The organism is Asaia sp. As-1742 (assembly GCF_011753235.1).
GTDB lineage: Bacteria > Pseudomonadota > Alphaproteobacteria > Acetobacterales > Acetobacteraceae > Asaia > Asaia bogorensis_B.
On record NZ_VWWA01000002.1, the window covers coordinates 58,077 to 70,673 of the forward strand.

At 59.6% G+C, this 12,597-nt stretch carries 9 protein-coding genes and 1 tRNA gene; 3 read left to right on the forward strand and 7 right to left on the reverse strand.

Translation table 11 applies throughout. The annotated features are described in order from the left end of the window. Window positions 1-9: 9 nt before the first annotated feature. Window positions 10-462: an Lrp/AsnC ligand binding domain-containing protein gene (locus F3J08_RS02995; protein ID WP_122040471.1), complete on the forward strand. Its 453-nt coding sequence runs from the start codon at window positions 10-12 to the stop codon at window positions 460-462. Window positions 463-473: 11 nt separating this feature from the next. On the opposite strand, the gene F3J08_RS03000 is transcribed toward F3J08_RS02995, so the two are convergent. From F3J08_RS03000 to ssb, 7 genes are all read right to left on the reverse strand, one after another. Then, window positions 474-1,877: a hypothetical protein gene (locus F3J08_RS03000; protein ID WP_166928392.1), complete on the reverse strand. Its 1,404-nt coding sequence runs from the start codon at window positions 1,875-1,877 to the stop codon at window positions 474-476. 136 nt (window positions 1,878-2,013) lie between these two features. Then, window positions 2,014-3,381 (reverse strand): hypothetical protein, encoded by a 1,368-nt coding sequence (locus F3J08_RS03005; RefSeq protein ID WP_166928393.1) that lies wholly within the window; start codon window positions 3,379-3,381, stop codon window positions 2,014-2,016. A 266-nt stretch (window positions 3,382-3,647) separates the two neighbouring features. Beyond that, a tRNA-Lys gene (locus F3J08_RS03010) sits at window positions 3,648-3,723 on the reverse strand. Between the two features lie 99 nt (window positions 3,724-3,822). Next, window positions 3,823-4,296 (reverse strand): peptidylprolyl isomerase, encoded by a 474-nt coding sequence (locus F3J08_RS03015; RefSeq protein ID WP_062165407.1) that lies wholly within the window; start codon window positions 4,294-4,296, stop codon window positions 3,823-3,825. Between the two features lie 45 nt (window positions 4,297-4,341). Next, the gene (gene coaD, locus F3J08_RS03020; protein WP_166928394.1) at window positions 4,342-4,869 is read right to left on the reverse strand and encodes a pantetheine-phosphate adenylyltransferase; all 528 of its coding nucleotides are present in this window, start codon (window positions 4,867-4,869) and stop codon (window positions 4,342-4,344) included. Next, window positions 4,853-7,657 (reverse strand): DNA gyrase subunit A, encoded by a 2,805-nt coding sequence (gyrA, locus tag F3J08_RS03025; protein ID WP_240149137.1) that lies wholly within the window; start codon window positions 7,655-7,657, stop codon window positions 4,853-4,855. Before gyrA ends, coaD begins: the two co-directional genes overlap by 17 nt. Window positions 7,658-7,776: 119 nt before the next feature. Further along, a complete protein-coding gene (gene ssb / locus F3J08_RS03030) occupies window positions 7,777-8,322 on the reverse strand; it encodes a single-stranded DNA-binding protein (protein ID WP_166928396.1) in 546 nt (181 codons plus the stop codon). A gap of 167 nt (window positions 8,323-8,489) precedes the next feature. On the opposite strand from ssb, the gene uvrA reads away from it, so the two are divergent. Both uvrA and F3J08_RS03040 read left to right on the forward strand, forming a co-directional pair. Continuing rightward, entirely contained in the window at window positions 8,490-11,423 is a 2,934-nt protein-coding gene (uvrA, locus tag F3J08_RS03035) for an excinuclease ABC subunit UvrA (protein WP_166928397.1), read from the forward strand. Continuing rightward, a complete protein-coding gene (locus tag F3J08_RS03040; RefSeq protein ID WP_166928398.1) occupies window positions 11,420-12,364 on the forward strand; it encodes a glyoxylate/hydroxypyruvate reductase A in 945 nt (314 codons plus the stop codon). Before uvrA ends, F3J08_RS03040 begins: the two co-directional genes overlap by 4 nt. Window positions 12,365-12,597: the final 233 nt, after the last annotated feature.

Consider the following 12,597-nt stretch of genomic DNA (forward strand, 5'->3'; position numbering starts at 1 on the left):
GTAGTGGCATTGGATGAGATTGATCGCAGGATTCTGAGAATTCTCCAGAAGGACGGCCGTATGACCAATGTGGAGCTCGCAAGGCTGGTGAACCTCAGCCCTGCTGCGACGCTTGAGCGCGTCCGCAAACTCGAGCATTCCGGGGTGATCAGGAATTACATGGCGCGTCTGGACCCCGAGACTGTCAATCTTGGATTGCTGGTCTTTGTGCAGGTGACGCTGGATCGCACGAGTGCCGATATTTTCGACTCATTTGCGAAAGCCGTGCGGGCCATACCGCAGGTAAGCGAATGCTACATGGTGGCGGGTGGGTTCGATTATCTGGTGAAGGCACGGGTGCGGGACATGAATGCGTATCGTGCCTTTCTGGGCAAGACGCTTACACGTCTGCCCGGCGTGAGGCAGACACACACCTATACAGTTATGGAGGAGGTAAAGGCGGATCTTGAACTTCCGATTTGACGGCAGCGTAGTCAGTCCAGGCAGGCAACACCCTGATGCAGGTCGAAAGAGAGCTTCGCGCCTTCGAGGGCGGACATGGTCAGTATTGGGGGTTTTGTGGAATCCCCGACTCGATAGCGTATGCGGGCCTGCACATCGTGATGATCCAGGCGCAGGGCAGTGCTGCGCAGGATCGCACTTTCACGGATCATGCCGGTAGCGGTCTCGAATTTTTGCGTGGCCTTCATACCGGCTTGAGTGGGGAGCGTGGGACGCTGGATGACGAGCGGCTCAGGGGAGTTGTCTCCTGTCATCAGGGCAGCCATGCGTTGCTGGCCGTCATAGGAGACTGGAAGGAGGAACGCGGCATCGAGCCCCCCGATATCCGACTGAAGTGAAGCCTGACGATGACAGGAAAACGGAGCATCCGGGCCGAAACTCATGCCGTGATCCGTCATGACAACATGGATCAGCACCCCGAGCGACTGGAGGCCAATAACGGCGTGGCTGGTTTTCGCGACGATCATGAGTTGGTTGCGAAAGACTGTATGACCAAGTGTCAGGCTCGGGACCTGCACGAGGTCGGCTTTTTCGGCCTGTATCGTATCGTCGCGCAGTGATGAGACAGTGCCAACTACCGGCCAGTGATGACTGCGCTGCATAGCCTGCGGTACAGCGCCCAGGACACTGCCTGTGTTGATGATTGCATGGACCGGACTCCCGTCCAGATCGATCATTGTGCCGGCCGTTGCCGTTGTCACACCATCGATCAGTGTCTGGAATGGATTGAAAGAGACCTGATCGCTGCGTGGCCCTTTGACCTCGATCGGGAGTATGCCTGACTCCGGAACTGTTAGCGTGACCTGATCGAGGTCCGTGAGAACAAGGCCGGGTTTGTCGTAATAGGCAATGAGGGGCGCACGAAAGGCGCGGTCGATAAAGAGTTTTCCGCCCGCCCATGCGGGAAGGCGGTTTTCCAGAAGCAGATCGCCAGTCAGGAATGTGGCCAGCATGAAATTGAACGGGTTAACGCTTTGGGCCGGGTTGCTCCACGGCGCTGCACGGCGCAAAGCGTCCTGGATAATGTGATCGGCCCGGAAGAGGTCACCCTGCGTCCGGGCCATGGCGGCATCGCACAGGGCGAGCAACATCACATTGAAAGCCGGTTCAGGGCCCGGAGCTTTTTCGAGGGAATTTCTTATTGCGATCAGTCGGCCGGTATCTCCTGCTTCAAGAGCGGAGAGAATACCTCGGGTATCGCTTGCGGCGAGTGTCGTCCTGCCTCGCCTGTCGATGCTCAGCAGGTCTGGCTCAAAGAAATCTACTGGCCCTTTTGCCGTCCCTGGTGGCGAGTGATCAGCGCGGGCGGTGTAAGCAGGAAAGAGCAGAGGCGCCGCTATTGTGGTCGTGAGAAGAAGCAGTCGAGACAGGCGCATGTTCAGAAATCCCGTTTAGACGCATGAGTGAGGCGGGTTGCGAAGCGGTAGAACAGGATGTCGGCCGCGTCCGGTCTTTCAGGGTTTGCCAAGGGGAGGCGTTTTCCCCCTGCCTTCTGGCAGGGGGAATGATTGCTTAGCGCAGGCAGGCCATGCTCTCGGGCAGATCAAGGGAGAAACTCAGCGTCTTGAGAGCTGCCATTGAGATAACAGGCCGGTCGGCCGGGTCGCCGATCTGGTATCTCACGCTCGAGCGCAGGCTTTTCCCGGCGACTTCGATAGTGTCGTTTTGCGTGAACGTCTCATGGGCGCGTTGACCATAGGCTGTGCCGAGATATTCCGTTCTGCTGCGATGCGCCATTTTGCCGGAGAAGCTGGTGATGTTGACAGTCAGGAGATCGGGAGCATTGTCTTCAGTCCCGATAATTGCCTGTGTATCGCCTCGGGCATAGGATACGGGAAACAAAAGAAACATGCTGACCCCTGATCTGAAGCTACTGACGACAGGCCTCAGATTGCAGGAAATCGGTGCTGAGGCCCCAAAGCTGAGGCGACGGCTGGTCATCGTCAGGTGACGCAGACGGCTCAGTTGTTGCAGCCCGATCAGCACCGTCTCCGAGTGGGTCACTGTCATGATCTGGTTTGTCAGGACAGTCTGTCCGATCTTGATGGAGGGGATGAGAACGACTGCCTCAGTGCGTGGGTCGGGTGATGAATCCTTGCTTCCAGCCAGACGGCCAATGACAGGCCAGTGATGATCCCGTTGCAAGGAAAACGGGACGGAGCCAATGACAGTCGCGGTGCCGAAAGTGGCTGTCGCAGGCGAGCCATCGATCAGTACGGTTGCCTCTGCTGAAATTGCAGTCTGATCCTCGAACTGGCTCTCGGACGGGTCCAGATCGACAGAATCCGATGGTGGCCCTTCAAGGGTCGAATCTGGAATTGCACGGGCCGGTACGGAAAGCTTGAGGAAGTCCATATTCCGAAATTCGAGGTCAGGAATATTATAGTAGGCTCTGACAGGCGCATAGAAGCCGGTTTGAAGGTTCTCTGTTTCCTCGGCCCAGTCACGGACGCGGCCCATCAACATCAGATTGCCGATATGGATGTTGCGCAGCATGATCTGGATGGGATTGATCGTCTGGGAAAGGTCCCCGAATTTCCCGGCCTCATGAAGAGCTTGCAGGATGATATTGGATGAATGGGCGAAATCGCCGTCTACGCGCGCCATTGCGGCATCACACAGCGCGATCATCATCTTGCGTATCGACGGGGCATTTTGCGCTGAGGCGACTACCGCGCGGAGACTTTCAAGGCGGGATCTGTCGCCTGCTTCCATCGCGTCATTGATTCCATGGCTGTCGCGGATGCTGATATAGGTAGTGTTTGTCTGATTATCCCGAAAGATCAGATCCCGATCAAAACCGAGAATAGCCGGGCCCGGCGGGAGAGACGTGGCGGCGGCTGTGTAATCAGCCGACCCCCATAGAAATAGAGCGAACATCGGGATAACACGCCGTATATAACGCAAGATAATGGCTCCAACAGGGAGTTCTCGTTTATTTTCTCGCAGTCTATACGCCGTGTTTTATTCTGAATATGCGGATCATAGGGCCAGCCGATAGAGGGTGTGATCATGTGACGCAATTGTCACGATTCATCGGACTCTTGTTGGCGCAGGAGTGCCCCAATGGCGCAGACTTGAGCTGCACGGGTATCGCAATTCGCCGCAATAGGGCGCTTTGCCAATGACACTATTTCTATGGGGAGTGGTGAACCGGGTGGGACTCGAACCCACGACCATTCGATTAAAAGTCGAATGCTCTACCGGCTGAGCTACCGGTTCACATGAGGCGTCTGGCTACAATATGAGCCAGAGGCCGTCAACCGACTGAATCGGGCTCAGTCGGTTTTCATGCGGCTTTTACAGCCGTCACGTCCTTGATCAGGCTTCAGGACGCATGGAGATGATGGCATCGGGGTCCTTGACCATACCCGAGGCGCCAGCGCCGCGCTTGACCTGGTCGATATGCTCCATGCCCGACACGACCTGGCCGGCGATGGTGTACTGGCCATCAAGCGAGGGGGTGGGCTGGAACATGATGAAGAACTGGCTGTTGGCCGAGTTCGGGTTCATCGTGCGGGCCATGCCCAGCGTGCCGCGCTCGAACTTGGCTTCACGCGTGAATTCGGCCTTGAGGTCAGGCAGGTCGCTGCCGCCCGAGCCGGTGCCGGTCGGGTCGCCACCCTGAGCCATGAAGCCTTCGATGACGCGATGGAACTTCACGCCGTCATAAAAGCCCTGCTCGGAGAGGGTGCGCAGGCGCTCGGCAGCCAGGGGAGCGAGGTCGGGGCGGAGTTCGATCACGACATCGCCGGTCTTGAGCTTCATGACGAGGCGGTTATTGGTCTCGGACATTGATGTCTATCCTTGTGTTTGCGGAGCCTTGAAAGGCCACGCGGCCTATGTCGGCTTCTCTGCCGCATTGGGCAAGAGATGCCGGGCAATATTCTCTGGCACATAGGGGCGTATATCGCCCCCATAGGCCAGAAGCTCGCGCACGAGGCTGGAGGCGATCAGACGATGCTCCTCACGTGCGGTGAGAAAGATGGTTTCGAGTTCAGGGGCCAGATTCCGGTTGATGGCCGCCATGGGCATTTCGCTGGTCAGATCGGATTCGGAGCGTAGCCCGCGAATAATGAAGCGCGCCTTTTGAGCACGGGCGGCATCGACCATGAGGGTGCTGAAGGCAACCACGCTGACCTGCGTGATGCCCTCAAGGGCAAAGGTCTCGGTGATACAGGCGCAGCGTTCGTCAATCGAAAGACGTGGCGCCTTGCCGGGGTTGAGTGCCACGCCGATGACGAGGTGATCGACGAGATTCAGGGCACGGTGGGCGATATCGAGATGGCCCAGGGTGAACGGGTCGAACGTGCCGGGATAAAACCCGACACGTTGACCGTTCGAAGAGGCGTCAGTTTGCACTGTCATCCGGTGTTGTATCGCCAGAGGAAGTGGCCTCGGATGAGGGAGCCTCTGAGGGGGCTGTGTCCGGCACGCCGGAGGCCGCGGCATCCGATTCCTCAAGTGAGGTTTCGGCGTCATCGGCATCCGTGCCCTCGGATTCTGCAACCGGGAAGATGCTGGTGACGCGCTCTTCTGCACCGACGCGGAACAGGGTAACGCCGCTGGCCTGACGGGCCATGACACGCACCTGAGAGACCGGCACCCGGATGAGGCGTCCGACATCGGTCACCATCATGACGTCGGTACCATCAAGCGTAGGCAGGGTCGCAACAACCTCGCGGCCGCGTTTGGGGTTGGTGAGTGTCATATTGGCGATACCCTGACCACCACGGCCGCTGACACGATATTCGTAAGCGGAAGAGCGACGACCGAAGCCGGCATCGGTAACGGTGAGCAGGATTTCTTCCTGAGCGGCGAGCTCGTCAAAGCGCTCCTGCGTCAGATCACCGGCATCGATGGCTTCATCAGCATCGTCAGAGGCGATTTCCTCGATCTCTTCCTCGTTGCCAGCTGCATTGGCTGCGGCTTCAGCGCGGCGCTTGGCATTGGCCGCACGCAGATAGGCAGAGCGTTCCTCGACGCTGGCATCGACATGGTTGAGGATGCAAAGCGAGTTGACCTCGTCGCCGGTGGCGAGGCGGATGCCGCGTACGCCGGAGCTGTCACGACCAGCAAAAACACGCAGCGTGTCGTCGGTGATCTGGAAGCGGATCGAACGGGCTTTGCGTGTGGCAAGGAACACATCCTGACCCTCGCGGCAGGTGGCGACACCCACCAGGCTGTCGCCCTCATCGAGCTTCATGGCGATCAGGCCGGAGGCGCGGATGTTCTTGAAATCGCTCAGGCGATTACGTCGGACATTGCCGCTGGCTGTTGCAAAGACGAGGTGCAGGTCTTCCCACTGCTCCTCTTCCTGCGGCAAAGCGAGGATGGCCGTGATCGAATCTGTACCGAGGTCGGGCAGGAGATTGACCAGAGCGCGACCCTTGGCGGTGGGGGAGGCCTCTGGCAGGCGCCATACCTTCTCGCGATAGGCCTTGCCGCCCGAGGAGAAGAACATGACCCATTGATGGGTATGGGCGTTGAAGCTGTTGACGATGACATCGTCACCGCGACGCCCTGCGGCCGTACGGCCGCGGCCGCCACGGTTCTGGGCGCGGAAGATTTCGAGTGGTGTGCGTTTGATGAAGCCGTCACGCGTGATGGTGACGACCATCTGGCCGGGTTCGATCAGGCTTTCATCCGACTGGTCGCCCAGCGCATCCGAAATTTCGGTCATGCGCGGCGTGGCGATTTCGGCGCGGGCCAGAAGCAGCTCGTGACGCATGACTTCCATGCGACGCACATGGCTGCCGATGATTTCGAGCAGTTCGTTGATCTTGGTGGCGACCTCGCTCAGCTCGCCTTGGATCTTGTCACGCTCCAGACCGGTCAGGCGCTGCAGGCGCAGTTCGAGAATACCGCGGGCCTGCACTTCAGTCAGGTGGACCTTGCCATCGACGATGACATTGCCTTCGTCATGGATCAGCTCGATGAGCGGCTGCACATCGGCGGCGTTCCAGGCGCGGGCCATCAGGGATTCGCGTGCAGTGGCGGCATCGGGGGCGCTGCGGATGAGAGCGATCACCTCATCGATATTGGCGACCGCGATGACGAGGCCGACCAGCAGATGCCCGCGATCACGCACCTTGTTCAGGTCAAAGCGCGACCGGCGCAGGATGACGTCTTCACGGAAGCGGATGAAGGCTTCCAGAACGTCCTTGAGCCCCATTGTGCGGGGCTTGCCGTCATCAAGGGCAAGGCAGTTGACGCTGAATGAGGTCTGAAGCTGGGTGAAGCGATAGAGCTGGTTCAGCACGACTTCGGGCGTTGCGTCGCGCTTGAGTTCGATCACGATGCGCATGCCGGAGCGATCGCTTTCATCGCGGATGTCGGAAATACCCTCGATTTCCTTGGCGCGGACGAGATCGGCGATCTTTTCCTGCAGCGTTGCCTTGTTCACCTGATAGGGAATTTCGGTGACGATGATCGCCTGACGATCCTTGCGGATATCTTCGATTTCGGCGCGGGCGCGCATGGGAACGGAGCCACGGCCCGTCTCGAAGGCCTGACGGATGCCACGGCGGCCCATGATAATGCCACCCGTTGGGAAATCCGGGCCGGGGATGATCTTCATCAGATCATCGAGTGTGGCTTCGGGGTTTTCGATCAGGGCAAGCGTCGCGTCGATGACTTCGCCGGGGTTGTGCGTCGGAATGTTGGTCGCCATGCCGACGGCGATGCCGGAGGCACCGTTGACCAGAAGATTGGGGAAGGCGGCAGGCAGAACCTTGGGTTCGCTTTCGCTTTCATCGTAGTTCGGCTGGAAATCGACCGTGTCGCGGTCGATATCGTCGAGCAGGAAGGACGCCGATTTGGCCAGGCGCGCTTCGGTGTAACGCATGGCGGCCGGGCTGTCGCCGTCGACCGAACCGAAATTGCCCTGACCATCGATGAGACGGACGCGCATCGACCAGGACTGGGCCATGCGCACCATGGCGTCATAGATCGAGCTGTCGCCATGGGGGTGGTATTTACCCATGACATCACCGACCGCACGGGCCGATTTGCGATAGGGCTTGTCGGAGGTGAAGCCGCTCTCACGCATGGCGTAAAGGATGCGGCGATGGACCGGCTTGAGGCCGTCACGGACATCCGGCAACGCGCGCGAGACAATGACCGACATGGCATAGGCGAGGTAGGAGGAGCGCATTTCCTCCTCGATGGTCACCGGGATCTGGTCAAAGGGGGCGGCTGGCGGCGTCAGGTCGGTCAAGGCAGGTCCGTCTTGTTGCTGTGTCGGTCAGGGAGAAAGGCGTGGAAAGGGGCCGATCAGAACGGGATCTCGTCGTCCAGATCGCCACCCGGTGCGTCCCAGCCACCGCCGTTATTGCCGCCCTGATTGCGCGAGGGAGACTGGCTCATGCCATTGCCACCGCTGCGAGCCGGGGCATTGCCGCCGCCATAGGCGCGGGCCGGACCGCTTTCATAGCCGCCACCCATGCCACCACCGGACTCACCATCCCGGTTATTGTCGAGCAGGGTGAGTTCACCGCGGAACCGGTCAAGCACGATTTCGGTCGTATAGCGCTCCTGTCCGCCCTGATCGGTCCATTTGCGTGTCTGGAGCTGGCCTTCCACATAGACCTTGCGGCCCTTGCGCAGAAAACGCTCGGCGACATCGGCCAGACGCTCGTTGAAGATCACGACGCGATGCCATTCGGTGCGCTCCTTGCGCTCGCCGGAGGCGCGGTCATTCCAGCTTTCGGAGGTGGCAACGGTCAGGTTGACGATCTTGGCACCGGACTGGGCATTGCGTGTTTCCGGGTCGCGGCCCAGATTTCCCACCAGAATGACTTTGTTTACACTTCCTGCCATGGCGACCGACCCTAAATACTGAAAATCGAGCCATCTTAGCCCAGCCCGGCGCTGGCGTCACGCCTCGGCCGGCATTGCTGCCGACTTTAATCCTGTGGGGGGCAATCCTACATAGGTCTCGAAACGTTCTCGTCTTTCCGTCCCCCAATCTGCCTTGCGTGGTGCTGATGTCTGATCTGCCGTACAACCAGTCCATTCGTGTGCGCGGTGCCCGCGTGCATAATCTGAAGAATATCGACGCCGATATTCCCAGGGACCAGCTGACGGTGATCACGGGACTGTCAGGCTCCGGCAAGTCATCGCTCGCTTTTGATACGATCTATGCTGAGGGGCAGCGGCGTTACGTCGAAAGTCTGTCGGCCTATGCGCGTCAGTTTCTGGAACTGATGGGCAAACCGGACGTGGATTCGATTGAAGGGCTGTCGCCTGCCATTTCGATCGAGCAGAAGACCACATCGAAAAACCCGCGTTCGACTGTCGGGACGATTACCGAGATCCATGACTATATGCGCCTGTTGTGGGCGCGTGCCGGTGTGCCCTATTCGCCAGCCACAGGGCTGCCCATCGAGGCACAGACGGTCAGCCAGATGGTCGATCGTGTGATGGCGATGGAAGAGGGTACACGGCTGATGCTGCTGGCCCCTGTAATTCGCGATCGCAAGGGGGAGTATCGCAAGGAGCTGGCCGAGCTTCAGCGCAAGGGCTTCACGCGTGTGAAGGTCGATGGCGAGACCTATGAGATTGCAGAAGCCCCCCATCTGAACCGCAAGCTGCGTCATACGGTTGAGGTTGTGGTCGACCGCGTGGTGGTGAAGCCGGGTATTGAGACGCGTCTGGCTGACAGTTTCGAAACAGCGCTGAGCCTTGCCGATGGTGTTGCGTATGCCGAGCAGGTGCGTCGCGCCGGGGAAGAAGGCGCGAGCGAGCATATCGTGTTCTCGGCCAAGTTTGCCTGCCCGGTGAGTGGCTTCACGCTTGAGGAAATCGAGCCGCGCCTGTTCTCGTTCAATGCGCCGATGGGTGCCTGTCCGGTATGCGACGGGATAGGCACAGAGACGCATTTCGATGCGCGGCTGATCGTGCCTGACGAGAATCTGTCTCTTGCCGAGGGGGCGATTGCCCCCTGGCGCGATGCCAAGACGCCCTGGTACGACCAGACGCTGGAAGCGATGGCGCGTCATTTCAGGGAGAAGATGACAACGCCCTGGAAAAAGCTCGGCGAGCATTTTCGCGAGGCGTTGCTTGAGGGAAGCGAAGACTCGGTTCTTTTCACCTACAAGGATGGCAAGCGGGCTTACGAACTCACCAAGCCTTTTGAGGGGGTGATGCGTAACCTGCAGCGTCGTCTGGCCGAGACGGACAGCATGTGGGTGCGTGAAGAAATGTCACGCTATCAGTCCGACGTTCCCTGTCATGCCTGCCATGGTGCGCGTCTGAAGCCTGAAGCGCTTTGCGTACGTGTGAACCACCTTAATATCGCGCAGGCCTCCGATCTGACCATCCGGCGGGCACTCGACTGGTTTGGGGGCGTCGAGGCGTCGCTGACGCCGCAGCGTGCCGAGATTGCGCGGCGTATCCTGCGTGAGATCCTCGACCGGTTGAGGTTTCTGGATGATGTGGGGCTCGATTATCTGACTCTTTCACGAGGTTCGGCCACGCTCTCGGGTGGAGAAAGCCAGCGTATCCGGCTTGCGAGCCAGATCGGATCGGGGCTGACCGGGGTACTTTATGTGCTCGACGAACCCTCTATCGGATTGCATCAGCGAGACAATGAGCGCCTGCTTGGGACGCTCGACCGGCTGAAGAAGCTCGGTAATACGGTTATTGTGGTCGAGCATGACGAGGACGCGATCCGGGCTGCCGACTGGCTGATCGATATGGGGCCGGGGGCGGGTGCGCTGGGCGGCACAGTCGTGGCCTGTGGTCGCCCGGAGGAAGTGGCGAAGAACGAAAACAGCATCACAGGAGATTATCTCTCTGGCCGACGCGTGATCCCGGTGCCGGAAAAGCGCCGTGTCTGCGATGGGGACCGCATGCTGACCCTTGTGGGGGCGTCCGGCAACAACCTGCATGACGTGACGGCACGTTTCCCGCTGGGTTGCTTTGTGGCCGTTACCGGGGTGTCGGGTGGTGGTAAATCGACCCTTGTGGTCGACACGCTTTACAAGGCGCTATCGCGTGAGCTGATGGGGGCCAATCAGTCGCCGTTGCCGTACAGGGCGCTTGAGGGGCTGGAGCATCTCGACAAGATCATCGACATCGATCAGTCCCCGATCGGACGGACGCCGCGCTCCAACCCGGCGACCTATACGGATCTGTTTACGCCGATACGCGACTGGTTTGCCGAACTGCCGGAAGCCAAGGCGCGCGGGTACAAGCCAGGGCGTTTTTCGTTCAACGTCAAGGGTGGGCGTTGCGAGGCATGCCAGGGTGATGGTGTGCTCAAGATCGAGATGCATTTTCTGCCCGACGTGTTCGTGACCTGCGATACCTGCAAGGGGCAGCGCTATAATCGTGAGACGCTGGATGTGAAGTTCCGCGGCAAATCGATTGCCGATGTGCTGGCCATGACGGTGGATGAGGCTCTGCCCTTCTTCCATGCGGTGCCGCGTATTCGTGACAGGCTGGCGATCCTGCAGCAGGTGGGGCTTGGCTATGTCACGCTGGGCCAGCAGGCGACGACGCTCTCGGGTGGCGAGGCCCAGCGTGTCAAGCTGTCAAAGGAACTGGCACGTCGGGCGACGGGACGGACGCTCTATATTCTGGATGAGCCCACAACAGGTTTGCACACCGAGGACGTGCGCAAATTGCTGGATGTGCTTCATGCGCTGGTGGATCAGGGAAATACCGTTCTCGTGATCGAACATAATCTGGACGTGATCAAAACAGCGGACTGGCTGATTGATATTGGCCCGGAAGGCGGTGATGGTGGCGGACGGATCGTTGCCGAGGGGCCACCGGAGGTCATTGCAGCGACCGAGGGGAGCCACACCGGGCGTTTCCTCGGGCCGCTCCTGCCACCTCGTGCCGTCGAGGTGCAAGCACCCGTCAAGAAGAAGAAAGCTGCGCCAGCGGCTCGGAGAAAGGTGCGTGCGTCATGACCATCATAGTGCCCTTTTGCGGGCGGATAACGCCGCGTGAGAGGCAGGAGAGCCTTGAGTCGATCAATGCCTGCCTTAACAATATAAGGGTCATGCCGTTTGAGGACCTGACAGACGGAGAGCGACGTACGGCGCGTATGGCTGTGGTCGCCAACCCGGACCCCGCTGATCTGTCCGATCTGCCCATGCTTGAATGGGTGCAAAGTCTGTGGGCCGGGGTCGAGCGGCTGGTCGAGGAAATGCCGAACCCGGCAATACGCATTGTCAGGATGACTGATCCGCAGCTGGCGCTTACGATGTCAGAGGCGGTGCTGGCCTGGACGCTTTATCTGCATCGCGACATGCCGCTTTATCGCGAGCAGCAGACAAGGGCGCGCTGGTGCCAGCATCCGCTCGTTTTGCCGCAGGATCGCCCTGTCGGTATTCTGGGCATGGGGAATCTGGGGCGAGCGGCTGCGCAGAGATTGAAGGAAAACGGCTTTCCTGTGACGGGCTGGAGCCGCACGCCGTGGGCAACGGCGGATATTCCCATGACATCCGGCCCTTTGGGGCTCGAGGCTTTGTTGAGGCAAAGTGCCATTGTTGTGGTCCTTCTGCCCCTGACGCCGCAAACCCGTGGGCTGCTTGACGACTGGCGTTTCGGGCAGATGCGCGAGGGAGCATCACTCATCAATTTTGCACGGGGGCCAATTATCGATCAGGCGGCGCTGGGCAGGGCGCTTGACCGTGGGCACCTGTCGCATGCTGTGCTTGATGTTTTCGAACGTGAGCCTCTGCCGAAGGACGACTGGTTGTGGAGTCATCCCAAGGTGACGGTACTGCCTCATATCTCTGCCCCGACCCAGACGGGAACGGCATCGCAGCTTGTGGCGCGTAACCTTCAGGCGTTTTACGATCAGGGTGTTATCCCTGCCTGTGTCCAGCGCGATGTCGGGTACTGACAGGCGGGCCTGAACGTCAAAAAAATCTTGTGGTGCCGTCGCTGCTGGTGGGCTCGCTGGCCGATGTCGGGGGGGGCTGAGGGTCATTTGATCCTTGTGGATCAGACGGGTGGCACTATCCACGCATCTCCGGGACTTTCCCATCAGAGCAGCATGATACGCGTCTTTCTGATCAGGACCGGATGGATATAGAGGCCAATTGAACAGCTTGGCGAGACATGGGCCGCGGCTGG

Coding starts and splice junctions, on each gene's coding strand:
- F3J08_RS03000 (WP_166928392.1), bottom strand. CDS start 1,877: ATGCGCCTGTCTCGACTGCTTCTTCTCACGACCACAATAGCGGCGCCT.
- F3J08_RS03005 (WP_166928393.1), bottom strand. CDS start 3,381: ATGTTCGCTCTATTTCTATGGGGGTCGGCTGATTACACAGCCGCCGCC.
- F3J08_RS03015 (WP_062165407.1), bottom strand. CDS start 4,296: ATGTCCGAGACCAATAACCGCCTCGTCATGAAGCTCAAGACCGGCGAT.
- coaD (WP_166928394.1), bottom strand. CDS start 4,869: ATGACAGTGCAAACTGACGCCTCTTCGAACGGTCAACGTGTCGGGTTT.
- gyrA (WP_240149137.1), bottom strand. CDS start 7,657: ATGCGCTCCTCCTACCTCGCCTATGCCATGTCGGTCATTGTCTCGCGC.
- ssb (WP_166928396.1), bottom strand. CDS start 8,322: ATGGCAGGAAGTGTAAACAAAGTCATTCTGGTGGGAAATCTGGGCCGC.
- uvrA (WP_166928397.1), top strand. CDS start 8,490: ATGTCTGATCTGCCGTACAACCAGTCCATTCGTGTGCGCGGTGCCCGC.
- F3J08_RS03040 (WP_166928398.1), top strand. CDS start 11,420: ATGACCATCATAGTGCCCTTTTGCGGGCGGATAACGCCGCGTGAGAGG.